The sequence below is a fragment of the Agromyces sp. CCNWLW213 genome (genome assembly GCF_037199545.1).
Taxonomy (GTDB): Bacteria; Actinomycetota; Actinomycetes; order Actinomycetales; family Microbacteriaceae; genus Agromyces.
The window spans coordinates 157156-181851 of record NZ_JBBBDX010000002.1 but is presented as its reverse complement, the minus strand read 5'-3'; the positions used below and the strand labels follow the sequence as shown (position 1 = coordinate 181851).

Annotated in this window: 23 protein-coding genes and 1 pseudogene; 13 read left to right on the top strand and 11 right to left on the bottom strand. The window is 75.3% G+C overall.

Features of this window, described 5'->3' with window-relative positions; genetic code table 11:
- Positions 1-30 precede the first annotated feature (30 nt).
- Positions 31-1002 (top strand): acyltransferase family protein, encoded by a 972-nt coding sequence (locus WBQ80_RS05145; RefSeq protein WP_337282477.1) that lies wholly within the window; start codon positions 31-33, stop codon positions 1000-1002.
- Between the two features lie 100 nt (positions 1003-1102).
- Here WBQ80_RS05145 and WBQ80_RS05140 read toward each other — a convergent pair whose 3' ends face one another.
- Positions 1103-1477 (bottom strand): hypothetical protein, encoded by a 375-nt coding sequence (locus WBQ80_RS05140; RefSeq protein WP_336572878.1) that lies wholly within the window; start codon positions 1475-1477, stop codon positions 1103-1105.
- Between the two features lie 41 nt (positions 1478-1518).
- Positions 1519-2724 (bottom strand): hypothetical protein, encoded by a 1206-nt coding sequence (locus WBQ80_RS05135; RefSeq protein WP_336572879.1) that lies wholly within the window; start codon positions 2722-2724, stop codon positions 1519-1521.
- A 114-nt stretch (positions 2725-2838) separates the two neighbouring features.
- Here WBQ80_RS05135 and WBQ80_RS05130 point away from each other — a divergent pair, with 114 nt between their 5' ends.
- On the top strand, positions 2839-4335 hold the full coding sequence (locus WBQ80_RS05130) for a sensor histidine kinase (RefSeq protein WP_336572880.1): 1497 nt from the start codon (positions 2839-2841) through the stop codon (positions 4333-4335).
- Positions 4332-4934 (top strand): annotated as a pseudogene (locus tag WBQ80_RS05125) (response regulator transcription factor); the annotation flags it as partial. The gene WBQ80_RS05130 and the pseudogene WBQ80_RS05125, both read left to right, overlap by 4 nt.
- On the opposite strand, the gene WBQ80_RS05120 reads toward WBQ80_RS05125, so the two are convergent.
- Positions 4919-5098 carry a hypothetical protein gene (locus WBQ80_RS05120; protein WP_336572881.1) on the bottom strand — a complete coding sequence of 60 codons (180 nt, stop codon included), beginning with the start codon at positions 5096-5098 and terminating at the stop codon, positions 4919-4921. The pseudogene WBQ80_RS05125 and the gene WBQ80_RS05120 overlap by 16 nt on opposite strands.
- Positions 5099-5239: 141 nt before the next feature.
- Positions 5240-6196: a GlxA family transcriptional regulator gene (locus WBQ80_RS05115; RefSeq protein ID WP_336572882.1), complete on the bottom strand. Its 957-nt coding sequence runs from the start codon at positions 6194-6196 to the stop codon at positions 5240-5242.
- A 101-nt stretch (positions 6197-6297) separates the two neighbouring features.
- Between WBQ80_RS05115 and WBQ80_RS05110 the strand changes: the two genes are divergently transcribed.
- From WBQ80_RS05110 to WBQ80_RS05090, 5 genes are all read left to right on the top strand, one after another.
- On the top strand, positions 6298-6447 hold the full coding sequence (locus tag WBQ80_RS05110) for a hypothetical protein (protein ID WP_336572883.1): 150 nt from the start codon (positions 6298-6300) through the stop codon (positions 6445-6447).
- A gap of 53 nt (positions 6448-6500) precedes the next feature.
- Positions 6501-7469 (top strand): UDP-glucose 4-epimerase GalE, encoded by a 969-nt coding sequence (gene galE, locus WBQ80_RS05105; protein ID WP_336572908.1) that lies wholly within the window; start codon positions 6501-6503, stop codon positions 7467-7469.
- 166 nt (positions 7470-7635) lie between these two features.
- The gene (locus WBQ80_RS05100) at positions 7636-7959 is read left to right on the top strand and encodes a WhiB family transcriptional regulator (RefSeq protein WP_336572884.1); all 324 of its coding nucleotides are present in this window, start codon (positions 7636-7638) and stop codon (positions 7957-7959) included.
- A gap of 83 nt (positions 7960-8042) precedes the next feature.
- Positions 8043-11216, top strand: a complete 3174-nt coding sequence (locus WBQ80_RS05095; protein ID WP_336572885.1) for a glycosyltransferase — start codon at positions 8043-8045, stop codon at positions 11214-11216.
- Positions 11200-12642, top strand: a complete 1443-nt coding sequence (locus tag WBQ80_RS05090; protein WP_336572886.1) for a DUF5719 family protein — start codon at positions 11200-11202, stop codon at positions 12640-12642. Before WBQ80_RS05095 ends, WBQ80_RS05090 begins: the two co-directional genes overlap by 17 nt.
- A 16-nt stretch (positions 12643-12658) precedes the next feature.
- Here the strand turns inward: WBQ80_RS05090 and WBQ80_RS05085 are convergent, their stop codons facing one another.
- Entirely contained in the window at positions 12659-13099 is a 441-nt protein-coding gene (locus WBQ80_RS05085; RefSeq protein WP_336572887.1) for a hypothetical protein, read from the bottom strand.
- 45 nt (positions 13100-13144) lie between these two features.
- Between WBQ80_RS05085 and WBQ80_RS05080 the strand changes: the two genes are divergently transcribed.
- The 3 genes from WBQ80_RS05080 to ahcY all read left to right on the top strand — a co-directional run bounded on the left by WBQ80_RS05080 (position 13145) and on the right by ahcY (position 16344).
- Complete coding sequence (locus WBQ80_RS05080) at positions 13145-13360, top strand: DUF3499 family protein (RefSeq protein WP_067946745.1); 216 nt, start codon at positions 13145-13147, stop codon at positions 13358-13360.
- On the top strand, positions 13357-14793 hold the full coding sequence (locus tag WBQ80_RS05075; RefSeq protein WP_337282476.1) for a phosphomannomutase/phosphoglucomutase: 1437 nt from the start codon (positions 13357-13359) through the stop codon (positions 14791-14793). Before WBQ80_RS05080 ends, WBQ80_RS05075 begins: the two co-directional genes overlap by 4 nt.
- Positions 14794-14856: 63 nt before the next feature.
- Positions 14857-16344: an adenosylhomocysteinase gene (gene ahcY / locus WBQ80_RS05070; protein ID WP_336572889.1), complete on the top strand. Its 1488-nt coding sequence runs from the start codon at positions 14857-14859 to the stop codon at positions 16342-16344.
- 90 nt (positions 16345-16434) lie between these two features.
- Here the strand turns inward: ahcY and WBQ80_RS05065 are convergent, their stop codons facing one another.
- On the bottom strand, positions 16435-17277 hold the full coding sequence (locus WBQ80_RS05065; protein WP_336572890.1) for an RDD family protein: 843 nt from the start codon (positions 17275-17277) through the stop codon (positions 16435-16437).
- A gap of 17 nt (positions 17278-17294) precedes the next feature.
- Between WBQ80_RS05065 and WBQ80_RS05060 the strand changes: the two genes are divergently transcribed.
- Positions 17295-18290 carry a stage II sporulation protein M gene (locus WBQ80_RS05060; protein WP_336572891.1) on the top strand — a complete coding sequence of 332 codons (996 nt, stop codon included), beginning with the start codon at positions 17295-17297 and terminating at the stop codon, positions 18288-18290.
- Positions 18291-18305: 15 nt separating this feature from the next.
- Here the strand turns inward: WBQ80_RS05060 and WBQ80_RS05055 are convergent, their stop codons facing one another.
- Genes WBQ80_RS05055 through WBQ80_RS05035 form a run of 5 tightly spaced genes read right to left on the bottom strand, consistent with a single transcriptional unit; the run spans position 18306 to position 23881 of the window.
- Positions 18306-19640 (bottom strand): DUF58 domain-containing protein, encoded by a 1335-nt coding sequence (locus WBQ80_RS05055; protein ID WP_336572892.1) that lies wholly within the window; start codon positions 19638-19640, stop codon positions 18306-18308.
- A 2-nt stretch (positions 19641-19642) separates the two neighbouring features.
- On the bottom strand, positions 19643-20614 hold the full coding sequence (locus tag WBQ80_RS05050) for an AAA family ATPase (RefSeq protein ID WP_336572893.1): 972 nt from the start codon (positions 20612-20614) through the stop codon (positions 19643-19645).
- Positions 20611-21867: a DUF4350 domain-containing protein gene (locus tag WBQ80_RS05045; protein WP_336572894.1), complete on the bottom strand. Its 1257-nt coding sequence runs from the start codon at positions 21865-21867 to the stop codon at positions 20611-20613. Before WBQ80_RS05045 ends, WBQ80_RS05050 begins: the two co-directional genes overlap by 4 nt.
- A complete protein-coding gene (locus WBQ80_RS05040) occupies positions 21864-22544 on the bottom strand; it encodes a DUF4129 domain-containing protein (RefSeq protein ID WP_336572895.1) in 681 nt (226 codons plus the stop codon). Before WBQ80_RS05040 ends, WBQ80_RS05045 begins: the two co-directional genes overlap by 4 nt.
- Positions 22535-23881: a hypothetical protein gene (locus WBQ80_RS05035; RefSeq protein WP_336572896.1), complete on the bottom strand. Its 1347-nt coding sequence runs from the start codon at positions 23879-23881 to the stop codon at positions 22535-22537. Before WBQ80_RS05035 ends, WBQ80_RS05040 begins: the two co-directional genes overlap by 10 nt.
- A gap of 134 nt (positions 23882-24015) precedes the next feature.
- On the opposite strand from WBQ80_RS05035, the gene mtrA reads away from it, so the two are divergent.
- Positions 24016-24696: an MtrAB system response regulator MtrA gene (mtrA, locus tag WBQ80_RS05030; protein WP_336572897.1), complete on the top strand. Its 681-nt coding sequence runs from the start codon at positions 24016-24018 to the stop codon at positions 24694-24696.

Below are 24696 nucleotides of genomic sequence, written 5' to 3'. Positions count from 1 at the left end.
CCAGCGGGAGCGTGCGTACAATACCCCGCGATGCCCACCATCGAGTTCCCTCGGCTCGCCGTGTCGCCGCGCGTGCGATCCGCCGCGCTCGATCTCGTCCGCGTGGTGGGGCTCGTCGCCGTCGTCCTCGGTCACGTGTCGACCGAGGGGCTCGTGCGGCCGCTCCTGTACAGCTGGCACGTGCCGGTCTTCTTCGTGATCAGCGGCTACCTGTGGCGACGGTCGCGGCCGGTCGGCGACGAGGCGCGGCGGCGCGTGCGATCGCTGCTCGTGCCCTACGTCGCCTGGATCGTCGTCGTGACGGTGGCGTGGGCCGCCTTCACGTCGGCCGTCGGCGTGATGTCGCTGCCCGACCCGGTGGCCCTCGTGCTCGGCGGGTCGGCGATCGGCGGCCAGTACGCCGCCTTCTGGTTCGTGACGGCGCTGTTCGTCGCCGTCCTCGCCATGCGCGTGCTGTCTGCCGTGCACGCGTGGCTCCCCGCGGCCGTCGGGGTCCTGGCGGCGGCCCTCGCCACCGTGCAGCCCGACCTCGTCGCCCGGCTGCCCTGGTCGGTCGGCGTGGGGATGGTCGCCCTCGTCTTCCTCGCCGTCGGCGACGGCCTCCGACGGGTCCGGCACCGCGTGCGGGCACCCCTCGAACTCGGCCTCGCGCTGGTCGCGGGCGGTCTCGTGCTCGCCGGCTCCGGTCTCGTGGCCCCGGTGGACCTCAAGTACGCCGACCTCGGCACCCCGGTCGCGGGCATCGTCGTCGGCGCGGCGATCTCATGCGGGCTCATCCTCGCGGCCGAGTCGCTCGAGCACCGGGTGCCGGAGTGGGGCGCCCGCGCGGCCGCCGCGATCGCCGGCGTCGCGATGCCGGTCATCCTCGGGCACGCCCTCGTCATCTCGGCGGGGCAGCTCGTGGGCGCGCCGTCCGCGGTGGTCTTCGTCGCGGCGCTCGTGGTGCCGATCCTGGCCGGACTGCTGCTCGCCCGTTCGCGTGCCGGACGGCTCCTGCTCTAGACCGGACGGGTTCCGCCGCGAGTCCGCCACGGCGGCGGACCGCCCGCCCTCACCGTGCGACGCAGGGGCCCGGCCGGGCCGGGCCCCTGCGCGCGGGGGATCAGTCGGCCGACGCCGCCGACGCCGCGGAGACGGCGCTCGCGGGGGAGGCCGGGGTCGTCGGCGTCGCGGGGGACGGCGGCGTGGCGGCCGACGCGGGCGTGACCGGCGACACCGTCTGCGGCGCGTCGGCGGGCGACGACGCCGACGCCGTGGCCGCCGTGTCCGCGCTGCCCGTCGAGGGGGCGACGGGCGACGGGCTCGCCGCCGCGCCCGGGGAGCGTTCGGCCACCGCCCCGGCCTGCTCGAGCTGCACCGTGCCGCGCACGTCGCGAAGCTCGAACGCGTTCGCCGCCGTCATCGCCCCGCCGGCGACCAGCCCGAGGCCGAGCGTGCCGGAGGCGCCCATCACGATCCAACGCGTGCTCTTCTGCATGATCCTTCTCCTTCGATCCGTGGACGTGGTCCGTCGTGCGTTCAGGCTCCCGCGACCGGATGAGGTGCGAGGGAGGGGTCGGTGAGAGCGTCCTCATGCGCTCGCGCGACCTCGCCGGCGAGCCGTCGCGCGCGGTCGACGAGGGCCGCGGCGACCTCGGCGTCGTCGCGCGCGCACGCGGCCTGCATCGCCTGGGCGAGCAGGTGCGCCACCGCGTGCGCCCCGTCCGTCCGGTCGGCGCGCCCCGCCCAGGCCGCCTCGGCGGCGTGCGCCAGTGCCCGGAATCCCGCGGCTGCGGCCGGGTCGCCGCGGCGATCGGCCAGCTCCGCGCTCACGGCGGCGTGCGCGAGGAACGCGCCGCCGTCGACGCCCGGGTCGGTCGCGGCGGCGGTGTCCACGTCGATGAGGCCCGTGATGGTTCGCGCGTCGTCGCCGACGAAGAGCTGGCCGACGTGCAGGTCGCCGTGGGCCGTCATCCCGGGGACGGCTGCCGCGCTCGCGCGCCGCGCGACGGCGACGAGCGGGTCGAGCCGGCCCGCGAGTGCGGGCACGCGTGCGGCGAGGCGATCCGCGTACCAGTCGGCGCGAGCGGCGACCGAGGGGCGCGCGGGCGGCGGCGTGCCCGCGACCGACGCGATGCGCTCGCGGAGCGCGTCGACCTCGCGGACGATCGCGTCCGCATCCGCCTCGGCGACGACGGACTCGAGCGGCGTGCCGTCGGCGGGCCCGAGGACGACGAGGCCGGAGGGCGACCAGCCGTGCGCCGCCGGCACGGGCAGCCCCGCGTCCGCGAACACCCGGTGGCGCTCGGCGATCGACGCGACGCGGTCCGGGCGCACGACCTTCACGTACACGGTCCGCCCGCCGACGTCCGCCCGGATCACCGCGCGCCGGGTGGGACGGTAGGCGACGAGCTCGATCGACGTGACGGTTCCGGGCAGGCCGACCCGGGCGAGCAGCACGGCGATCGCGTGCGGGAACGCCGCCGCGGCCAGGGCGGGGAGGTGCGGATCGTCGGGGTGCACCCAGACGGCGACCGGGTCCGACGACTCGTCGACGTACACGATGCGCGAGCCGTCGGGTCCGTCGTCGGCGAGCGAGGCGGCGACCGCGGTGACCGCCGCCGCCCCCCGCGGTTCGACGGACAGCGTCGAGACCGACATGACGCCGGCGCCCGCGGCGGCGAGCGCCTCGGCGGCGATGGCCTCGGCCCTCGACCCGGACGCGGACATCGGATCCCGCTCCATGCCGCCCATCGCACCCCGTGCGCGCGAGCGCGCCGTGAGGCGCTCATGAGAGGTCTCTCATGATCGGGCGGTCGCGGGGTCCGCGACCGCAGGTGCGCTGCGAAGATGGCTGCGATGGACGGCACGCGGAGCGACACCCCCGCCCGGCCGCGCACGCTGACGGTGCGCGGGCGGATCGTGGGGGTCGTCGTCGCGGTCGCGGCCGTGGGCATCTTCGTGTCGGGCTTCGCCGCGTACGCGGTCGAGCGCCAGCGCGTCCTCGCCGCCGTGGAGGATCGACTGCTCGCGAGCGTCGAGAGCGTCCGCTTCGTCGTCGCCGAGGGCACGTGGTCCGGACTCGAGCCCGCGCTCGCCGCGGTCGTGCAGCAGGTGAACCCGGATGACAACGCCGGCTCGATGGGCCTGATCGACGGTCGCGCGGCGCTGGTGCCCGGTACCGCGGTCGACGTGCCGCTCGACCGGTACCCGGCGCTCGTCGGCCGCGTGGTCGAGGAGACCGCGGGCGACCGTGTGGTCTCGGGCACGTACGTCGCCGAGGACGGCACGGCGCTGCGCTACATCGCCACCCCGGTCCGCCTGGAGGGCGACCCGGCCGCCGGGATCTTCGTGAACGCCTACGACCTCCGTGCGGAGCTGGCGGAGATCGACGGGGCCGCTCGCGTGTTCACGATCGCGGCGACCGTCATGCTGGCGGTGCTCGCGATGGCGGCGTGGGTCGTCGCGGGCCGCCTGTTGCGGCCCCTGCGCGAGCTGCGCGAGACGGCCGCGCGCATCACCGCGACCGCGTCCGGGGAGCGCATCCCCGTGCGAGGCCGCGACGACGTCTCCGAGCTCACCGTCACGGTCAACGGCATGCTCGATCGCCTCGAGGGGGCGCTCGAGAGCCAGCGCCGGCTGCTCGACGACGTCGGCCACGAGCTGAAGACCCCGATCACGATCATCCGGGGCCACCTCGAGCTGCTCGACCCCGCCGACCCGGTCGAGGTCGCGGAGGCTCGCGAGCTCGCGATCGACGAGCTCGACCGCATGTCGGTCCTGGTCGGCGACCTGACCGAGATGGCCCGGCTGGGTGCCCCCTCCGCGCTCGATCCGGTCGAGTCGGATGTCGCGGAGCTGACCCGCGCGATCGTGGCCAAGGCACGCGCGATCTCCGGCGCCGAGGTGACCGACGGGCCCGTCGCCGAGGTGCGCGCGGTCCTCGATCCTGCCCGGATCACCCAGGCCGTGCTGCAGCTGGCGCAGAACGCGGTGACGCACGGGGGCGGGGCGGTCACGATCGGATCGCTGGTCGACGCGGCGACCGGCGAGCTCCGCTTCACGGTGTCGGATCGTGGACCCGGGATCCCGGAGTCGCAGCGTGAGCGCGTGTTCGAGCGGTTCGGCCGAGCCGCCGAGGGGCGAGGGGCGCGGGGGTCCGGCCCGGGGCTGTCGATCGTCGATGCGATCGCGCGCGCGCACGGCGGGCGCGTCGAGCTCGCGAGCACGCCCGGCTTCGGTGCGGCGTTCACCATCGTGCTCCCGGACCGCGCTCGGCACGCCGGGGACGACGTGCGGACGCAGCCCATCCCGACCGCGCACCTGTCCGCGGCCGCCGAGGGAGGGTCGCCGTGAGCGCCATCCTGATCGCCGAGGACGAGGACCGCATCGCGGCCTTCGTCGCGAAGGGCCTCCGCGCGGCCGGCTACGCGGTCCAGCGCGCGGCGACCGGCGACGACGCGCTCGAGCGAGCGCTCTCCGGCGACTTCGACCTCTTGGTGCTCGACGTCGGCCTGCCGGGCATCGACGGGTTCGAGGTCCTCGCCCGGCTCCGCGGCTCGGGGTCCGCCCTGCCGGTCGTCATGCTGACCGCCCGGAGCTCGGGCGCCGACACCGTCGCCGGTCTCGAGGGCGGAGCGAACGACTACGTGCCGAAGCCCTTCCGGTTCGACGAGCTGCTCGCCCGCATCCGGCTCCGCATGGCCGAGCGCCCCGCGGCGGGGGCGGTCGAGCTGGTGCACGCGGGGATGACGCTCGACGTGAGGACGCGTCGCGTGCGCGTCGGTGGTCGCGACGTCGACCTGTCGGCCCGCGAGTTCGCGCTGGCCGAGGAGTTCTTCCGCCACGCGGGGCAGGTCCTGAGCCGTGAGCAGCTGCTCAGCCGGGTGTGGGGATACGACTTCGACCCGGGTTCGAACGTGGTCGACGTGTACGTCCGTTACCTGCGCGGCAAGTCGCCGTCGAGGACGGGATCGACGTCCAGGCGCTCGCCCGGCCGTTCGGCCGTCCCCGTGGCCGCCCAGGCGACCCCGAGGCCGACGCCGGCCGCGAGCGCGACGACCGCGGCCGCGATGACCGCGCGGCGTCGCAGACGCCCGCGGCGCGCCGTCTCCTCCATGTTCCATTGCTACCACCGGGCGGGCGCCGCCGCCGCCGCCCATGAGAGGTCTCTCATGCGGCGCCAACGGCGGGGTCGGCGGCGGCGGGCGTCGGCGTCGTCGTCGGAGGACGGCGCCGGTCGCCCCGCATCCGCGAGGGGTCAGCCCGCCTGGCGCGGACCGAACACGCGGCGGTACCGCGTCGGGGTGGTCTGCAGCACCTTGACGAAGTGGTGGCGCATGACGGCGGCCGCGCCGAACCCGGTCTCGCGGGCGATCTCCTCGAGCGTGAGGTCGGTCTCCTCCAGGAGCTGCTGGGCGCGGAGCAGGCGCTGGCGGTTGAGCCAGGCGTTCGGCGTGGTGCCGGTCTCTGCGCGGAACTTGCGTGCGAACGTCCGGGGCGACATGAGCGCCTTGCGGGCCAGCCGGTCGACCGTGAGCTCCTCGTCGAGGTGCTCGAGCATCCAGTCGAGGACCTCGGCGAACGAGTCGGTGCGGCACTCGACGACCGGCGTCTGGATGAACTGCGACTGCCCGCCGTCGCGCTGGGGCGGCACGACCATGCGGCGGGCGATGATGTTCGCGGCGCTCGCGCCCAGCTCGGTGCGCACGATGTGCAGGGCCGCGTCGATGCCGGCGGCGGTGCCGGCGCCCGTGACCACCCGGCCGTCCTGCACGAACAGCACGTCGGGGTCGACCTCGGTGCCCGGGAACATCTCGGCCATGCGCTCGGTGTACATCCAGTGCGTGGTGGCGCGGCGGCCCTCGAGCACGCCCGCGCGGCCGAGCGTGAACGCGCCCGAGCACACGCTCAGCACCCACGCGCCGCGGGCGACGGCGTCGCGGATGACCTCGAGCACCTCGGGATGCGCGGGCTCGTCGATGAGCGAGGCCGGCACAGCGACGAGGTCGGCGGTGCGAGCGGCCTCGAGGCCCTCGTGCACCACCACGTCGAAGCCGAGCTTCGTCGGGATGGGGCCGGGCTCGGCGGCGACGACGTGGAAGTCGAACGTGGGGCCGCCGTGCTCGGTGCGGTCGATCCCGAAGACCTCGCAGATGACGCCGAACTCGAACGGCGCCATCTGCGGGACGGCGATGCAGGCGATGGTCTGGAGCACGGAAGGAGTCCTCGCGTCGGCCAGCAGGCTGGCAGGAATGTGTCGATCAGTGGCGAGTCTGCCACTGTCGGCAGGATGTTGCAAGGGGCAGAATTCCTGCCATGGACATCATCTTCTTCCTGGTGCTGGCGACGCTCGCCGTGTGGGGCGTCGTGGCCACGCTCACGCGGCTCGACACCGACGGCTACGGCCGGCCGGAGATCCGCGACCGCGTCCGTCACGCCGAGCACCTCCCGCCGCGCAGCGCCTGACCCGCCCGCTAGCATCGTCACGACGCCGGAGGCACCGGCGGCGGAAGGCGGACATGAGCTGGCTGGTCACCGGGGGAGCCGGGTACATCGGGGCGCACGTGGTTCGCGCGTTCCGCGCGCAGGGCGTCGACGCGGTCGTGGTCGACGACCTCTCCTCCGGTCGCACGGGCTTCGTGCCCGACGGCGTCCCCTTCGTGAAGGGCACCATCCTCGACGGCGCGCTCCTCGAGGATGCGATGCGCCGCCACGGCGTGCGCGGCGTGGTCCACCTCGCCGGCTTCAAGTACGCGGGCGTGTCGGTACAGCGCCCGCTGCACACCTACCAGCAGAACGTGACCGGCACGGCGACCCTGCTGGGCGCGATGGAGGCGACGGGCGTCGACCGCATCGTCTTCTCCTCCAGCGCCGCCGTGTACGGCACGCCCGACGTCGACCTCGTCACCGAGGAGACGCCCAAGCGGCCCGAGTCGCCCTACGGCGAGTCGAAGCTCGTCGGCGAGTGGCTGCTCGCCGACCAGGGCCGCGCCGCCGGGCTCCGGCACACGTCATTGCGCTACTTCAACGTCGTGGGCTCGGGCACCGACGAGGTCTTCGACCCGAGCCCGCACAACCTGTTCCCGCTCGTGTTCGACGCGCTCCTCGAGGGACGCGCGCCGCGCATCAACGGCGTCGACTACCCGACCCCCGACGGCACGTGCGTCCGCGACTACATCCACGTGGCCGACCTCGCCGACGCGCACCTCGCCGCCGCCCGCCGGCTCGACGCCGGCGAGCCCCTCGAGCCGGTCTACAACCTGGGCTCGGGCGACGGCGTCTCGGTGGGCGAGATCATGCGCGAGGTGGCGAACGTCACGGGCATCGACTTCCAGCCCGAGGTCGGACCGCGCCGGCAGGGCGATCCCGCTCGCATCGTGGCCTCGGGCGAGCTCGCCGCGCGCGACCTCGACTGGCGCATGCGCCACAGCCTCGGCGAGATGGTGGCGAGCGCCTGGTCCGCCCGGCGAGCGGCATCCGCCGCCTGACCGGCGTCACGAACCGGACACGCCGTCCGCGTGTCGCAGGTGCGGCGAAGCCTCGACGGGCCGTTGAGGGTTTACGATTCGCGACTTGACTTCCACCGAATTACACCGATGTAATTGTTCATGACACGCCCTGACGGGATGTCGGTACAACTGGGTGGGAGACGATATGGGCAAGCCTGAATATCGTTCTGGGGTACCTGAGGATTGGTTCGTCGACCCCGTGCGGCTCGGCGTTCCAGGGGTTCGCGGGGTCGCAGACGACGACGACAACCAATTGGCGTGGCAGACCGACGCCCTGTGCGCGCAGACGGATCCGGAGGCGTTCTTCCCCGAGAAGGGCGGCTCCACGCGCGACGCGAAGAAGATCTGCTCGGGCTGCGAGGTGCGCTCCGAGTGCCTGGAGTACGCGCTCGGCAACGACGAGCGCTTCGGCATCTGGGGCGGGCTCTCCGAGCGCGAGCGCCGCAAGCTGCGCAGGCAGGCCGGCTGATCGCGGGTCTCGGGCGAGCCGAATCATGGCGCGCCCGAGATCGGTGACGGATGCCGCGGGGGACGCCGCCTAGGCTTGCCCCGATGTTCCCCAGAGTCACCGCCGTCCTCGTCGTGCAGCACGGCGGCGACCGCCTCCGCGCCACGCTCGACGCCATCCGCGCCCAGCGCCGGCCCGTCGACGGGCTCGCCGTGGTCCTCATGCGCAGCGACGAGGCGACTCGCGCCCTCGTCGAGGCCGCCCATCCCGCCCGGGTCGTGCAGCTCGAGTCGCCGCTGCCGTTCGGCGACGCCGTCCGCACGGTCGAGACCACGCTCGAGCCGCCGCGCACCGGCGACGACGCACTCTGGCTGCTCTCCGAGGACGCGGCTCCCGAGCCGGGTGCGCTCGAGGCGCTCGCCGGAGCACTCTCGACGGCGCGAACCGCCGCAGTGGCCGTGCCCAAGCTCGTCGTCTGGGACGAGCCGGGCCGCATCCTGCGCTTCGGGCGCTCGGTGACGCGAAGCGGCCGCAGCCTCGCGATCGTCGAGGACGAGCTCGACCAGGGCCAGCACGACGACCTCTCGGACGTGCTCGGCGGGGACCCGGCGGGCATGCTCGTCCGGCAGGAGGTCTGGCGGAGCCTCGACGGCTTCGACCCCGCGCTGCCCACGGTCGACGACGGACTCGACCTCGGCGCCCGGGCCCGGCTCGCCGGCCATCGCGTCGTGGCCGTGCCTGCGGCCCGCCTCCGCTTCGCCGACGACGGCGTCGCCGGGCCTGGTTCGGAGGCCGGCGGCCGCGCCGCGCGCCGTCGCGCGCGCGAGGCGCGGGCCGCCCGACTGCACCGACGGCTCGCCTGGGCGCCCGCGGTCCTCGTGCCGCTGCACTGGCTGGCGCTGCTGCCGGTCGCCGTCGGACGATCGCTCCGCCACCTGCTCGTGAAAACCCCGGGCGCGATCCCCGGCGAGTTCCGCGCTGCGGTGGGCGTCATGGCGCGTCCGGCGCGCGTGGCCCAGGCGCGGCGTCGCCTGGCGGCGACCCGGTCGACGGGCTGGAGATCGGTCGCGCCGCTCCGCATCCGTCGTGACGAGGTGCGTCTGCGCCGCCAGCAGGCCGCGGAGGCCCGACGGCAGCGGGCACGCGGCCGCGTCGAGGACGTGCAGTTCCTCGCGACCGGCGGCGGTTGGGTGCTGCTCGGCGCGCTCGTGGCATCCGGCGTGCTGTTCGCACCGCTGCTCGCCGCCGGCGGCATCGCCGGCGGCACCCTGCTGCCGCTCTCCGACGACCTCACGACGCTGTGGCGCAACGCCGCATACGGATGGCGCGACGTCGACGGCGGATTCACCGGCGCGGCGGATCCCTTCGCCGGCGTCCTCGCGCTGCTCGGCAGCGCCGCGTTCTGGGACCCCTCCTGGGCACTCCTCGCGTTGTGGCTGGTCGCGATCCCGCTCTCGAGCGTCGGCGGCTGGTTCGCCGTGGCCCGGCTCACCGAGCGCACCTCGCTCCGCGTGCTCGGCGGCGCCCTCTGGGCGGCCGCACCGCCGCTGCTCGACTCGCTCGCCGCCGGGCGACCGGGCGCGGTGATCGTGCACCTCCTGCTGCCCTGTCTCGCGGTGCTCATGTTCGCGGCCGCGACGTCGTGGGCGGCCGCCGCCGCCGCATCCCTCGTCTTCGCCGTCGTCATCGCGTGCGCGCCGAGCCTCGCCCCGGCGCTCCTGCTCGCGTGGATCGTCTCGCTGGCGCTGAGCGGCCGGGCGGCGGTCCGCCTCGCGGGCATCCCCATCCCCGCCCTCGCGGTGTTCCTGCCGCTCGTCGTCGACCAGGTCACCCGTGGGACTCCGCTCGGCCTGCTCGCCGACCCCGGCGTGCCGCAGCCGTCGACGCCGCCGTCGGAGGTGCAGGCGGCATTCGGGCAGGCGTCGGGCACCTGGGGTCGATGGGAGGACGCGTTCGGCGGCCTCGTCGTCGCCGCGGTCCCCGCCCCGCTCGTCCTCGCCGCACTGCTCGCGCCCCTCGCGATCGCCGCCGCCGCCGTGGTCGCCTCCCGGCGCTACCGGGGCGGCCTCCTCGCCCTCGCGCTCGCGGCGCTCGGCTACGCGACCGCGGTGGCGACGTCGCACGTCGCGGTGGCCGCCGCCGGCGAGCGCCCGGTCGTGCTCTGGACGGGTGCGGCGCTCAGCCTCATGTGGTTCGGGCTCGTCGCCGCGGTGGTCCTCGCCCTCGACGCCCTCCCGCGCGGCGCGGCGCCCGTCGCCGCACTCGTCGGGATCCTGGCGGTGGCGGCCGTCGCGCCCACGCTCGTCGCGCTCGCCCTCGGGCGCACCGCGGTGGGTCCGGCACCCGAGCGGACGTTGCCCGCGTTCGTGGTGGCCGAGGCCGCGACCGACCCGCGCGTGGGCACGCTCCGCCTCGAGCCGACGGCCGACGGCGGCATCCGCTCGAGCGTCGAACGCGGGAGCGGCGCCACGCTCGACGTGCAGTCGACGCTCGCGGCGACGCGGGAGGAGCTCACGCCCACGACGGAGGCGGTCGCGTCCCTCGCCGGGAACCTCGCCTCGCGGAGCGGGTACGACGCCGGCGAGGACGTCGAGCGGCTCGGGCTCACGTTCGTGCTCCTCGCACCCGCCGGGGACGACGCCGCGGCCGCCGCGGTCGAGCAGCGCGCCCGCGTCGCGATGGACGCCAACCCGCAGGTGCTTCCCCTCGGCGAGACCGACTTCGGCGCCCTGTGGCGCTTCACGGACGCCCGCCCGGACTCGGCGGGCGCCCGGATCCCCGAGCCGCCCGGGTACGCCGCGTGGATCGTCGCCGGCCAGCTCGTCGTGCTCGGCTCGGCGCTCCTGCTGTCGATCCCGACCGGCGGCGGACGGGAGCCGGACCGGCGCCCGCCGCAGCGACGCAGGCCGCCGCGCCGCCCGCGCGCGACGCCCGTGCGGAGGCGGCTGCCCTGGGCGCGCGCCACCCGCGGGCCCGTGGTGCCCCCAGGCCCGTCGGAGTCGCGGGACGACGCGGAGGCGACGGAGGCGACGCGGACGACCGACCGTGCGGACGCGGCGGAGACCCCGGACACGACGGTGACGACCGAGGCGGGCACGCCGGACACGTCCGGGACGTCCGAGGCGGAGGACCAGCCCACGGCGAAGGCGAAGGGCAGGTCGAAGGCGAAGGCGAAGACGAAGGCGGACACGAAGGGCAGGCCCGAGGCGAAGGCGACGAAGGCGAAGACCCAGTCCGAGGCGACGAAGGAGGACGCGGCCGATGCGCGTGAATCGTAAGGCGCTCCTGCGGGGGACCGGCCGCGCGGCCGCCGTCCTCGCCGTCGCCGGCGCGGCCGCCGCGGCCGTGTTCGGCGCCACGCAGCTGGCCCTGCCGACGCTCGCGGTCGAGCCTCCCTCCGCGCTCGTGCAGCCGGCCGAGAGCAGCCAGCTGCGGGTGTGCCCGGGTCCGCTGCTCGAGCTCGCCGGCGATGCGTCGGATGCCACGGCCGCGTCGTCCTTCGGCACGGCGGCCGTCGCGATCGCCGCCGACCCCGCCGACGCCGTGGTCGAGCAGGCGCCCATCGAGGCGCCGGACAACGCGGGAGCGGGCGCCGACGGCGGTCCGCTGGCCATCTCCGCGGAGCCCGGCAGCGTCGAGGGGGGCATGCTGGCCGGCGCGCAGGCGCAGCAGGCCGCGGCGGAGTCGGTGTCCGGCCTCGCCGCCGCCGCGTGCGCGGAACCCGCCGCCGAGTCCTGGCTCGTGGCGGGTGCGACCGACGTGGGCCGGTCCGGGCTCGTGCTGCTCGCGAACCCGGGCCTCGTCGCCTCGAACGTCGACGTGCGGGTGTTCGGCGAGACGGGGCCGATCGACGCACCCGGGGCGCTCGGCATCGTCGTCCCGCCGGGCACGCAGCGCGTCGTGTCGCTCGCGGGCCTGGCGCCGAACGTGCGCTCGACCGTGGTCCACGTCACGAGCACGGGCGCGCCCGTCGCCGCGGCGCTCCAGCACTCGGTCGTCCTCGGCCTCGATGCCGCGGGCGTCGAGCTGTCGACCCCGACCGCCCTCCCGGCCGACCGTCAGGTCATCCCGGGGTTCACGGTCGCCGACGGTCGCGGCGTCGACCCGCAGGAGGACCATGCCGAGGGCGACGACCACCCGGCGGTCCGGCTCTACGCGCCCGGCGGCGGCGAGGTCGCCGCGGTCGTGCGAGTGCTCGGCGAGGACGGGTCGGAGACGGGGCGCGTGGACGTGACCCTGGTCGACGGCCAGGTCAGCGACGTGCCGCTCGGCGCCCTGACCGCGGGCCGCCACACCCTCGTCGTCGAGGCGGACGCGCCCGTCGTCGCCGCGGCACGCGCGACGGTGCTCGGGACCGGCGACGAGGCGACCCAGGCCGACCTCGCGTGGCATCCCGCGACCGGGCCGCTGCTCGAGCGAGCGGCCGTCGCGGTCCCGCAGGCGCCCGGGCCGGTGCTGCACCTCGCGAATCCCGGAGAGGAGGCGACGACGGCGACGGTCGTCGCCGGGACCGACGAGCGCGAGCTGACGCTCGAGGGCGGCGCCGCGGCATCCGTCGACCTGCAGCCGGGGGAGCGAGTCGTGCTCGAGGACGTGCAGGGGCTGCACGCCGGCCTGACCTTCGGCGAGCCGCAGGCCATCGCCGCCATGCCCGTCGCCCCGCCCGGCCCGCTCGACGCGCCCGTCCGCGTCTACCCCGGATGAGCGGCGCGCGCCCCGTTCAGAGGTGCCGGTAGCGCCCGGGCGCGAGCTCCCACGGGTCGCGGCCGAGGAAGTCGGCGACGGCGCGGAAGACGCAGCTCTCGACGAGGAGCTTCTCGTCCTTCTCCTCGCCCTCCTGGATGCGGAGGAACCGGACGATCGGCAGCCGGAAGAAGACGATGCGGCGCTCGTCGTGGTGGACGCGCCACCGATCGACGTGGTCGTCGTGGATCGCCTCGGCGGGGGCGTCGGCGACCTGGAAGACGACGCCCTCGAGGTCGGGCCAGAGCCCGCGCAGGTAGGCCGCGGTCGAGGCGACCGTGACGTCGAACTCCTCGATGCGCGTGCGCAGCGGCTCGAGGTGGGGCCCGGTGACCGCCGAGCGCATGCCGCGGCCGTGCCGATCGCGTGAGAGCCGGCGCGCCGAGGCGGCCGAGGCGACACGGCGGGAACGGGGCATGGGATCCACTGTAGCGGCGCCGCCGGTCGCTACGCTGGGGTGGCCATGAGACGTTGTTCGCGCACCGCATGCGCCGCCGAGGCGGTCGCGACGCTCACCTACGACTACGCCGACTCGATGGCCGTGCTCGGCCCGCTCGCCTTCACGCGCGAGCCCCACTCGTACGACCTCTGCGCGCGCCACGCCGAGCGCACGTCGGCGCCCAGGGGCTGGCAGATCATTCGGCACGTGACCCTCGGTGAGGTAGGGTTCACCGCATGAATCCCCCCGTATCCTCGGGCGCTCGAGCGCGCCTGAACGCGAGCGTGAAGGCCTACGACGTGCGCGGGATCGTCGGCGATTCGATGACCGACGACGTGGTCGAGGCGCTCGGCGCGGCCTTCGTCGACGAGGTCGGCGCCGACGGCGGGCGCATCGTCGTCGGGCACGACATGCGCGACTCGTCGCCGTCGTTCGCGGCGGCCTTCGCGCGCGGCGCGACCGCGCGCGGGGCCGACGTCGTCGCGATCGGGCTCTGCTCGACGGACGAGACCTACTTCGCGTCCGGATCGCTCGACGCGCCGGCCGCGATGTTCACGGCGAGCCACAACCCGGCCGCGTACAACGGTGTCAAGTTCTCGCGTGCGGGGGCGCAGGGCATCTCGCTCGAGACCGGCCTCGCCGCCATCCGCGACCGCGCCGGCGACTACCTCGACGCCGGCGCCGTCCCCCCGGTGGCGCGACCCGGGACCGTCCGCGAGGCCGACGTGCTCGCCGACTACGCCGCGCACCTGCGCTCGCTCGTCGACCTCTCCGGCGTCCGGCCGCTCAAGGTCGTCGTCGATGCCGGCAACGGCATGGGCGGGCTCACGGTCCCGGCCGTCCTGGGCGGGGCCGCGGGACTGCCGCCGCTGCCGCTCGACGTCGTGCCGCTCTACTTCGAGCTCGACGGCACCTTCCCGAACCACGAGGCGAACCCGCTCGATCCGGCCAACCTCGTCGACCTGCAGCGCGCGGTCGTCGAGCACGGCGCCGACCTCGGACTCGCGTTCGACGGCGACGCCGACCGCTGCTTCGTCGTCGACGAGCGCGGCGAGGCCGTCGACCCCTCGGCCGTCGCGGCGATCGTCGCGCTCCGCGAGATCGCGCGCGTGCGGGCGCTCGGCGAGGAGCAGCCCACCGTGATCCACAACCTCATCACCTCGCGGTTCGTGCCCGAGGCGATCGAGGCGGCCGGGGGCATCGCCGTCCGCACGCGCGTCGGGCACTCGCTCATCAAGGACCGCATGGCCGACACCGGCGCGGTCTTCGGCGGCGAGCACTCGGCGCACTACTACTTCCGCGACTTCTGGGGCGCCGACAACGGCATGCTCGCCGCGATGCACCTGCTCGCCGAGTACGGCGGGCACTCCGGCCCGCTGTCCGCGTTCGCCGCGCGCTTCACGCCGTACGCGCTCTCGGGCGAGGTCAACTCGACCGTCGATGACGTCCCCGCGGCGTACGCGCGCATCGTCGAGGCGTTCACGGGGCGCGCCGACTTCGACGAGCTCGACGGCCTCACGGTCACGGGCGTCACCGCCGAGGACGAGCCGTTCTGGTGGTTCAACGTCCGGCCCTCGAACACCGAGCCGCTCCTGCGGCTCAACGTCGAGGGCGAGGACGCGGCGACGATGTCGGCCGTCCGCGACGAGGTGCTCTCGCTCATCCGCGCCTGACCTTCGTCCGGCGGACCCGGGCGGGCGGATGCCGCCCCGCGGGCGTGCTGCGAGAATGGACGCATGACGCTCGCCACCTCCACCGCGACATCCGCCCTGCCGTTCAAGGTCGCCGACCTCTCGCTCGCCGAGTCGGGCCGCCACCAGCTGCGCCTCGCCGAGAACGAGATGCCCGGGCTCATGGCGCTGCGCGAGGAGTTCGGGCCGTCGCAGCCGCTCGCGGGCGCGCGCATCGCCGGGAGCCTGCACATGACCGTGCAGACCGCCGTGCTCATCGAGACGCTCACGGCCCTCGGCGCGCAGGTGCGCTGGGCGAGCTGCAACATCTTCTCGACGCAGGACGAGGCGGCCGCCGCGATCGTCGTCGGCCCCGACGGCACCGCCGACGACCCGAAGGGCGTGCCCGTCTTCGCCTGGAAGGGCGAGTCGCTCGAGGAGTACTGGTGGTGCACCGACCGCATCTTCGACTGGTCGGCCGAGGCCGGGGTCGCGGGCGCCGACTGGATCGGCCCCAACATGATCCTCGACGACGGCGGCGACGCCACGCTGCTCGTGCACCGCGGACGCGAGTTCGAGGCGGCCGGCTCGGTGCCTGCGGCGGCGGATGACGCGAGCGCCGAGTACCGCGTCGTGCTCGACACGCTGCGCCGCTCGCTCGAGGCGACCCCCGACCGCTGGACGCGCATCGCCGCCGAGCTCCGCGGCGTCACCGAGGAGACGACCACGGGCGTCCACCGCCTCTACGAGCTCCACGCCGCGGGTGAGCTGCTCTTCCCGGCGATCAACGTCAACGACTCGGTCACGAAGTCCAAGTTCGACAACAAGTACGGCATCCGGCACTCGCTGCCCGACGGGCTCAACCGCGCGACCGACGCGCTCATCGGGGGCAAGGTCGCGTTCGTCGCCGGCTACGGCGACGTGGGCAAGGGCGCCGCCGAGGCGCTGCGCGGGCAGGGCGCGCGCGTCGTCGTCTCGGAGATCGACCCGATCAACGCCCTGCAGGCGGCGATGGACGGCTACCAGGTGGCGCGGCTCGAGACGGTGATCGACCAGGTCGACATCCTCGTCACCGGCACGGGCAACAAGGACGTCGTGCGCCTCGAGCACCTCCTCGCGCTCAAGCACCTCGCGATCGTCGCGAACGTCGGCCACTTCGACAACGAGATCGACATGGCCGCGCTCGAGTCGCTCGAGGGCGCGGAGAAGGTCGAGATCAAGCCGCAGGTGCACGAATGGCGGCTGCCGAACGGCCGGAGCGTGCTCGTGCTCTCCGAGGGACGGCTCATGAACCTCGGCAACGCGACCGGGCACCCGTCGTTCGTGATGTCGAACTCGTTCGCCAACCAGGTGCTGGCCCAGATCGAGCTCTGGACCCGGCCCGACGACTACCCGGTCGGCGTGTACGTGCTGCCCAAGCACCTCGACGAGAAGGTGGCGCGGCTGCACCTCGACGCGCTCGGCGTCGAGCTCACGGTCCTCACGCCCGAGCAGGCCGCGTACATCGGGGTGCCCGTCGAGGGCCCGTACAAGGTCGACCACTACCGCTACTGAGCGAGCGCACCGGATGCCGCGGGCGCCCGCCGCGCGACGCGGCATCCGTGCACCGGCGCGGCCCCGACGATCGGGGCGGCGGCGCTCCGGCTAGCGCTCGGGGAAGCCGACCGGGCGCGACTCGAGCAGGGGGCCGAGCGCGTCGATGCGCCGTTGCGCGAGCGCGAGCGCAGTGAGGTCGCGCTCGCGACGGAGCGCGGCCACGCCCGCGAGGAAGAGCTCGGGCTCGACCGCGGGCACGGGGGAGACGTGGGGCGCGACCTCGGCGGCCAGCGCGTGCGCCACGCGCCCACGGCTCGCCGGCGCCAGGTGCGGCGCGTTCCGGAGGAACGCGGCGACCCGTCGCGCCACCGGATCGGGAAGCCGGCCGACGTCGGCCGTCGCGGCCCATCCGGCGAGGGGAGCGGGCACGCCGAACACGAGGGGCTCGTAGCGCGGCACCCGCTCGACCTGTCCGTGCGTGCCCGCGAGGATGTCGCCGAGCCGCTTCGAATCGGGATTGAGGAACCCGACGAGCACCGCGAGGCCGCCGAAGGTGAGCCAGATCTCGAGGACGCCCACGAGCGCGCGGATGAGGGCATGACGGAAGCCGATCGCGCCGCCGTCGTCGCGCACGACGCGGATGCCCAGCGCGAGCTTGCCGAGCGAGCGCCCGCGCGAGGCGGTCTCGACGGCCGTCGGCAGCACCACCAGCAGCGTCACGATGACGCCCACGCCCACCGCACGCGCCGCGGCCTCGTCGAGCTCGAGGTTCACGATCGCGAGCAGCGCGCCGAGGCCGAAGGCGACCGTGACGAGCACGTCGATGGCCGCGCCGCCCGCGCGCATCACGGCGCTCGCCGGGCGCACGTCGAGCGCGACGGCCTCGCCGGTGAGGACCGATCCGTCGGCGATGCGGACCGCCGGCCGGGCGGGGGCGGCGGGCTCGGGCATGGCTAGTATTCAAGCAGATGGACCTCGACGCGCTCGCCTCAGCCCGCCACGACGACTGGCAGCGGCTCGATGCGCTCACCCGTGCCGGCCGGCTCGACGGCGAGGCCGCCGACGAGCTCATCGAGCGCTACCAGGCCGCGGCATCCGACCTGTCGCTCGTGCAGGCGACCGCCGGGTCTACCGCACTCGGCGACCGGCTGTCGATCTCGCTGGCGCGCGCGCGGCTGCGGTTCACCGGCGCGCCCGAGAACCCGCTGCGGCAGCTGTCGCGGTTCGCGTTCGTGCACCTGCCCGCCGCGCTGTACCGGGTCCGCTGGCTCACGCTCGCCGTCGCCGTCGCCACGGCGGCGGTGGCGGCGCTCTACGCGGCCTGGGCGCTGTCCGATCCGCGTGCGCTCGCGACGCTCGGCACCGACGAGGAGCTGCGGCAGATCGCCGAGGAGGGCTTCGTCGCCTACTACTCCGAGAACCCGGCCGCGTCGTTCGCCGGCGCGGTCTGGACCAACAACGCCTGGATCGCCGCGCAGTGCGTCGCCTTCGGCATCACGGGCGTGTGGGTGCCCTGGGTGATGCTGCAGAACGCGCAGAACCTCGGCGTCACGGCCGCCGTCATGTTCGCGTACGACGAGGCCGACACGTTCTTCCTCTACATCGCGCCGCACGGCCTGCTCGAACTCACGTGCGTGTTCGTCGCCGCGGCCGCGGGCCTCCGGATCTTCTGGTCCTGGGTCGCCCCCGGGGCGCGGACCCGCGGGCAAGCGCTCGCCGAGGACGCGCGAGCGCTGTTCACGATCGCGGTGGGGCTCGTGTTCTTCCTGTTCGTCGCCGGGCTGGTCGAGGGCTTCGTGACGCCCGCGCCCTGGCCGTGGCCCGTCAAGATCGGCATCGGGGCGCTCGCGCTGGCGTGGCTGCTCGCCTGGATGCTCGTGCTCGGCCGGCGCGCGGCACGCGCGGGCGAGACCGGCGACCTGTCGGCGTTCGACGCGGGCGCCCGCCGCGCCGTCGCCGGCTGAGCGACGGGACCGCGCTCAGAGCTGCCCGGCGGCCTTGAGGGCGAGGTAGTGGTCGGCGAGTGCGGGCGGCAGCTCGTGCGGCGACGCGCTCACGCTCGAGGCGCCGAGACGCGAGATCGCGGCGGAGACCCGGCTCGCGTCGAGCCGTGTCCGCTCCGCCGCTGCCGCCCCGTACACGTCGGCGAGCTCGTCGCGGCGACCGACCGCGGCCGCGAGTCCGGGATCGACGACGGATGCCACCACGACCCGGTGGCGTGCGGTGAGCTGCGGCAGCGTGGCGAGCAGGTCCCGCGAGCTCCCCGGCGAGTCGGCCGCGGTGAGGAGCACCACGAGCGCGCGCCGGCTCGTGACGCGTCGCACCTGGGCGGGCAGGCCGGCCCAGTCGGCCTCGATCAGCTCCGCGTCGATGCCCGCCATGGCGTCCACCAGGCGTGCGAGGAGCTCCGGTCCGCTCGCGCCGTGCACGCGACCGCGCAGTCGCCGGTCCCAGGCGAGGAAGTCCACGCGGTCGCCCGCGTGCGTCGCGAGCGCCGCGAGCAGCAGCGAGGCCTCGAACGCGGTGTCGAGCCGCGGCTCGTCCGCGATCCGGGCCGCGGCGGTCCGCGACGTGTCGGCGACGATCACGATCCGGCGGTCGCGCTCGGGGCGCCACGTGCGCACCATGAGCCGCATCGACCCGGGCTGCTCGGGATCGGAGCGTCGCGCCGTCGCACGCCAGTCGATGGAGCGCACGTCGTCGCCGCGGACGTACTCGCGCAGCGAGTCGAACTCGGTCCCCTGGCCGCGGATGAGCAGCGGCGTGCGCCCCTCGAGCTCGCGCAGCCGGGTGAGCCGCGACGGCAGGTGCGCGCGCGAGTGGAACGGCGGGAGCACGCGCAGGCGGCCCGGAGCCGCGAGCGTGACCTGCCGAGCCCAGAGCCGCATCGGGCCGTGCGAGCGGATCGTGACGGCCTCGGTGCGTCGGTCGCCGCGCCGCGTCGGGGTCAGCTGCTGCACGACGCGGCGGCCCTCGCCCGGCGGCACGTCCACGCCCGCCCGATTGCGGCCCCGCACGCCGGCCGACGGGGGCCAGCCGTCGCGCACGGTGGCGCGCAGCATCCGCCGGCCGAGGTTGCGCACGACGACCACGGACTCGGCCGTCTCGCCGAGCCGCAGCCGGTCGGGAAGGTCGCGGGCGATCGCGACGCGTCGCGGCGACGCGGCGAGCGACAGGTCGACGACGCCCAGCCCGACGGCGAGGACGAGCCATCCCGCCAGCGTCGCCCACGCCGCGCCCGTCTCGGCGCCGAGCAGCACGACGGGCACGACGCCGAGGGCGACGAGGAACGTGAAGCGGCCGGTGACGGTCATCGCTACAGCGGCACCTGCACCTGCTGCACGATGCCGCGGAGCACCTGGTCCACGGCGACGCCCTCGAGCTCCGCCTCGGGCCGGAGCTGCACGCGGTGGCGCCACACGGGCAGCAGCATCGCCTGCACGTGGTCGGGCGTCACCTTCTCGAAGCCCGTGAGCCACGCCCAGGCCTTCGCCGCGGCGAGCAGCCCGGTGGCCGCGCGCGGGCTCACGCCGAGGCGCATCGACGGGCTGCGCCGGGTCGCCCGGGCGAGGTCGACGACGTACGCGAGCACGTCGTCGCCGACGCCCACGCGACCGGCCGCCGCACGCGCCGCGGTGAGCTCGGCCGGCCCGAGCACCGCGTCGACGCCGGCGGCGGCGAGGTCGTGCGGGTCGAACCCGTCGGCGTGACGGCGGAGCACGGACACCTCGGCGTCGCGCTCGGGCACGTCGAGGACGAGCTTCATCAGGAACCGGTCGAGCTGGGCCTCGGGCAGGGCGTACGTGCCCTCGTACTCGATGGGATTCTGCGTCGCCGCGACGAGGAACGGCACCGGCAGCGGCCGGGTGACGCCGTCGACCGAGACCTGACGCTCCTCCATCGCCTCGAGCAGCGCCGACTGCGTCTTCGGCGGCGTCCGGTTGATCTCGTCGGCGAGCAGCAGGTTGGTGAACACCGGGCCCTCCCGGAACGCGAACTCGCCGGAGCGCGGGTCGTACGCGAGCGACCCCGTGATGTCGCCGGGCATGAGGTCGGGGGTGAACTGCACGCGACGCGTCTCGAGGTGGAGCGTCCGGCTCAGGGTGCGCACGAGCAGCGTCTTCGCGACGCCGGGCACGCCCTCGAGCAGCACGTGCCCGTCGGCGAGCAGGGCGATGATGAGGCCGGTCACGGCGCCGTCCTGGCCGACGACGGCCTTGCCCACCTCGGTGCGCACGCGGTCGAGGGCCGCGCGCAGGTGCGCGTCGTCGTGGAGCGGGTCGGTCATGGTCGCCTTCCTGTCGGTTCGGGAGCGTCGGTGGGGTCGGGGCGGAGCGCGCCGCGGACGTGGCGCTCGAGGTCGTCGAGCTCGCGCGCGAGGGCGACCAGCGCGCGGTCGCCGTCGGGCGCCTCGTCGACGAGCACCCGGCGGACGGATGCCGCGTCGCGGCCGGCCGCGTCGGCGGCGCCCGTCACCACGAGGTCGACGTGCGCCGAACGCGGGAGCCGCAGCAGGTCCTGCAGGCGGCGGATCGTGCCGATGCGGAGCTGGTCGAGGGCGCGGACGCGTGCGGACGAGCGCGCGTAGAGGCGCGCCCGCCCCTCGCCGGTCTCGCCCGCGGGGACCTGCACCGGGAGGTCCTCGACGACGAGGGGGCCGAACCGGCGGCCCCGCTGCACGCCCGCCGCGACGACGACGAGCAGCGCGAGCACGAGCACCGGGCTGACCCAGCCGGGCATCAGCTCGCCGAGGGTGGGCGCGGCCGCGGCATCCGAGTCGGCGGGCCCCGGGAGGTACCAGGCGACCTCGTCGGATGCGCCGAGGAGCCCGATCGCGAGCGCCGCGTTGCCCGACTCGTCGATGCGCTCGTTGACGAAGGGCGCGGTCGAGCCGACGAGCGCGACCTCGGCGCCGTCGGGCGAGGTGCCCGTCACGACGGCGAACGCCTCGCCGTCGGCGAAGCAGCCGGTGAACCCGGATGCCGCGGCGCCGTCGTCGACGGTCAGGAGTCCCTGCCCGTCGGACAGCTCGCCGGCGCGTCCGGCGGCGGGGAGGTCGCACGCGACGTCGTCGACCGCACCGTCGGCCGCGCCCGCCAGGCGGACGCCCGGGGCGAGGACCTCGAGTGCGGCGAAGTCCGGGCGCGCGACGACCATCCGGTCCGCGGCGACGGCGAGCTCGGCGAGGCGCTCGCGGTCGAGCAGGCCGAGGTCGTCGTGGAGGAGCACGGTCGCGCCGCCGCGGGCGGCCTCCACGGCACCGTCGAGCGTGCGCACCTCGACGACCTCGACGCCCCGGGCGGCGAGGACCTGCGCGAGCGCGCGCGCCCCGCCTGGAGCGGCGTTGTCGGCGCCCATCGGCGTGCCGGCCGGTCGCGCGACGCCCTGGACGTACGCGAGCACGAGCGCGCCGAGCAGGAGCGCCGCGGCGATCGCGATCCAGGGCCGGCGCCGGCGCGCCAGCTCCCGCAGCCCGGGCGTGAGGGCGCGATCGGCGGTGTCCGGTGCGACGGCCGAGCCCGCCGCGGCGGGGGCGGTCACGCGTCGCCCCCGACCAGCGGTGCGACGAGCTCGTCGCCCCGGCCGGCGGGCCGCGACGCCGTGAGCTCGGCCTCGAGCGAGGTCACGCGGCGGTACTGGGCCTCGGTCCCCGGACGGCCGAGGTAGCGGACCGCGTCGAAGTCCGCGGCGGCGGCCTCGAGCTCGGCGGCACGCTCCGGGAAGGGCCGCGACGCGGCATCCGCCATGCCGTGCGCCGTGGTGCCGGGATGCACGCGCACGAGCTCGCGCTCGACGAGCGAGCGCACGATGGCGCGGAAGCGCTCCTCGACGGCGAGGGTCCAGTCGCCGGCGGACGCGGCGGCCTGGGCCGCGCGGCGCAGGGCGGCCGCGTCGCGCAGGTCGCCGTCGTCGAACAGCGGCACGGACGCGCCCGCGCGGCGCCGGAGGCGGGGGAGTCCGGACACCAGGAGCGCGACCGCGACGAGGACGGCGACGACGAGCACCGCGATGAGGGCCAGCGCGGGGGTCGGCAGGCCGGTCGCGCCTTCGAAGAGGCTCGCGATCCAGTCGCGCACCGCCTGGGCGAAGAGGTCGAACGCCGTGGGCTCGGCCGCGCGGTACTCGGGCTTCGCGAGCTCGTCGAGCACCCACCGGCGCGCCTCCGGCGCGTCGGGGTCCAGCGGCGGCTCCGACCGCAGCAGCGCGGTCAGGACCACGTCGGGGAGGCGCCCGTCGACGTGCCGGCGGGGGTCGCGGGCACGGTGGCGTAGGGGTCGCCGACGGCGTGTCCGGCGTCGCGGGCCTCGACATGGCGCTCGAGCTCGAGGTCGAGCCCCTCGGTGCGCATCCGCAGGTCGATGTAGATCACGGCGATGAGCGCCGCCTGCACGACCGAGGTGATGGCGCCGATCAGGATCGACAGCACGAGCGTGGCGATCGTGGTGCCGACGGTGATCGCCAGGTAGGTCTCGCCCGCGGCCGGGTCGAGCACCATGGCGAGGACGGTGCCGAGGAGCGAGACCGGCTGCACGACCACCTGCGCGGCGACCGAGAGGATGAGGCCGACGAGGAGGATCACGCCGAACGTGCGCCAGAAGGCCCCGTTCGTGAGCGCCCACGAGCGGCGGATCGACGCCGCGATCCCCGCCCGTTCAAGCACGATGACGCTCGGCACGAGCGCGAGCTTGGTGCCGAGCCACGCCCCCAGCACGATGAGCCCGAGCACGGCCACGAAGGCGAGGACCGCCGCCGTGATCGCGGCCTCGGGCGAGATGAACGCCGCGGCCACGACGCCGCCGAACACGACGACGAGCACCACCAGGACGACCGCGCCCACGAGGAGGGTCCAGCCGATGAGCGGTCCGATGCGCCGCGCCGCACGGCGCCACAGCTGCCCGAACGAGAGCTTCTCGCCGAGGGTGCCGCTCGCGACCTCGATGACCATCACGCCCTGCAGGAACGCCGATGCCACCACCGACACCGCGATGGGCACGAGCGAGAGCAGGATCACCCAGCCGACCGCGCCGGACAGGATCGCGTCCAGGTCGGCCGTGCTCGCCGTCTCGACGCGCGAGAAGATCCAGAAGAAGAGGGGGACGAACACGACCGCCGTCGCGACGGCCGACACGAGCTGCACGACGAGGCCCGTGCCGAAGACGGGCGCGGGGTTGCGCCGCAGGGTCCGGAACGGCGCCCACAGCAGGGTGCCGAACGACATCGGCCGCAGGGGGAGCAGGCCGGGCTTCGGCGGCGGCGTCCACCCCGCCGGGCCGGGCTGCCAGCCGGACGCGGCGCCGGAGCCGGGCACCGGGGCGCCGTATCCCGTCGGGGGTCCGTACGGCGCGGGCACCTCTGGGACGGGGGCGGCGCCGTACGCCGGGGGCAGCGGCGGCGCGACCGGGGGCACGGGCGGCGGCCCGGACGGCGCCCCGGACGGCGCGACCGGCGTCGAGGGTCCCGGTTGCGCCGACTCGTGCCGGCCGTGCGGGGCGGCCGCGGCATCCGTCGCGTCGTCGGCGCCGCCCGCGGGCGGCTTCCAGTCGTGGTCGGGCACGTGCGGCGCTCCTTCTCCGGGGATGCCCCAATGCTGCCACAGGCACCCGCCCGGCCGGTCCCGCGCGGCGAGCGACTACGCTGGATCCCACTGGTTCCCTGCCGGCGTGCGCCGGCAACGACGGAGATCAACGGATGACGCCACGCGTACTCGTCGTCGACGACGACACGGCCCTCGCCGAGATGATCGGCATCGTGCTGCGCACCGAGGGGTTCGACCCGTCGTTCTGCGCCGACGGGGCGGGCGCGGTCGCCGCGTTCCGCGAGACGAAGCCCGACCTGGTCCTGCTCGACCTCATGCTTCCCGGCATCGACGGCATCGAGGTGTGCGGGCGCATCCGCGCGGAGTCCGGGACCCCGATCATCATGCTCACGGCCAAGAGCGACACCGCCGACGTCGTGAAGGGCCTCGAGTCCGGCGCCGACGACTACATGGTCAAGCCCTTCAACCCGAAGGAGCTCGTGGCCCGCATCCGCACGCGCCTCCGCCCGGCGCCCGAGTCGACCGTCGAGACGATCTCGATCGGCGACCTCGTCATCGACGCGGCCGGTCACGAGGTGCGTCGCGGCGACGAGCGCATCAACCTCACGCCGCTCGAGTTCGACCTGCTCCTGACCCTCGCGTCGAAGCCGCAGCAGGTCTTCACGCGCGAGATGCTGCTCGAGCAGGTCTGGGGCTACCACTACAAGGCCGACACGCGGCTCGTCAACGTGCACGTGCAGCGGCTGCGCGCCAAGGTCGAGCACGATCCCGACAACCCGCGCATCGTCATGACCGTGCGCGGCGTGGGCTACCGCGCCGGCGCGACGACCTGA

Excerpts from the sequence above, each read along its gene's own strand:
- WBQ80_RS05145 (WP_337282477.1), top strand. The coding sequence starts at position 31 with ATGCCCACCATCGAGTTCCCTCGGCTCGCCGTGTCGCCGCGCGTGCGA.
- WBQ80_RS05140 (WP_336572878.1), bottom strand. The coding sequence starts at position 1,477 with ATGCAGAAGAGCACGCGTTGGATCGTGATGGGCGCCTCCGGCACGCTC.
- WBQ80_RS05135 (WP_336572879.1), bottom strand. The coding sequence starts at position 2,724 with ATGGAGCGGGATCCGATGTCCGCGTCCGGGTCGAGGGCCGAGGCCATC.
- WBQ80_RS05130 (WP_336572880.1), top strand. The coding sequence starts at position 2,839 with ATGGACGGCACGCGGAGCGACACCCCCGCCCGGCCGCGCACGCTGACG.
- WBQ80_RS05120 (WP_336572881.1), bottom strand. The coding sequence starts at position 5,098 with ATGGAGGAGACGGCGCGCCGCGGGCGTCTGCGACGCCGCGCGGTCATC.
- WBQ80_RS05110 (WP_336572883.1), top strand. The coding sequence starts at position 6,298 with ATGGACATCATCTTCTTCCTGGTGCTGGCGACGCTCGCCGTGTGGGGC.
- galE (WP_336572908.1), top strand. The coding sequence starts at position 6,501 with ATGAGCTGGCTGGTCACCGGGGGAGCCGGGTACATCGGGGCGCACGTG.
- WBQ80_RS05100 (WP_336572884.1), top strand. The coding sequence starts at position 7,636 with ATGGGCAAGCCTGAATATCGTTCTGGGGTACCTGAGGATTGGTTCGTC.
- WBQ80_RS05095 (WP_336572885.1), top strand. The coding sequence starts at position 8,043 with ATGTTCCCCAGAGTCACCGCCGTCCTCGTCGTGCAGCACGGCGGCGAC.
- WBQ80_RS05090 (WP_336572886.1), top strand. The coding sequence starts at position 11,200 with ATGCGCGTGAATCGTAAGGCGCTCCTGCGGGGGACCGGCCGCGCGGCC.
- WBQ80_RS05085 (WP_336572887.1), bottom strand. The coding sequence starts at position 13,099 with ATGCCCCGTTCCCGCCGTGTCGCCTCGGCCGCCTCGGCGCGCCGGCTC.
- WBQ80_RS05080 (WP_067946745.1), top strand. The coding sequence starts at position 13,145 with ATGAGACGTTGTTCGCGCACCGCATGCGCCGCCGAGGCGGTCGCGACG.
- WBQ80_RS05075 (WP_337282476.1), top strand. The coding sequence starts at position 13,357 with ATGAATCCCCCCGTATCCTCGGGCGCTCGAGCGCGCCTGAACGCGAGC.
- ahcY (WP_336572889.1), top strand. The coding sequence starts at position 14,857 with ATGACGCTCGCCACCTCCACCGCGACATCCGCCCTGCCGTTCAAGGTC.
- WBQ80_RS05065 (WP_336572890.1), bottom strand. The coding sequence starts at position 17,277 with ATGCCCGAGCCCGCCGCCCCCGCCCGGCCGGCGGTCCGCATCGCCGAC.
- WBQ80_RS05060 (WP_336572891.1), top strand. The coding sequence starts at position 17,295 with ATGGACCTCGACGCGCTCGCCTCAGCCCGCCACGACGACTGGCAGCGG.
- WBQ80_RS05055 (WP_336572892.1), bottom strand. The coding sequence starts at position 19,640 with ATGACCGTCACCGGCCGCTTCACGTTCCTCGTCGCCCTCGGCGTCGTG.
- WBQ80_RS05050 (WP_336572893.1), bottom strand. The coding sequence starts at position 20,614 with ATGACCGACCCGCTCCACGACGACGCGCACCTGCGCGCGGCCCTCGAC.
- mtrA (WP_336572897.1), top strand. The coding sequence starts at position 24,016 with ATGACGCCACGCGTACTCGTCGTCGACGACGACACGGCCCTCGCCGAG.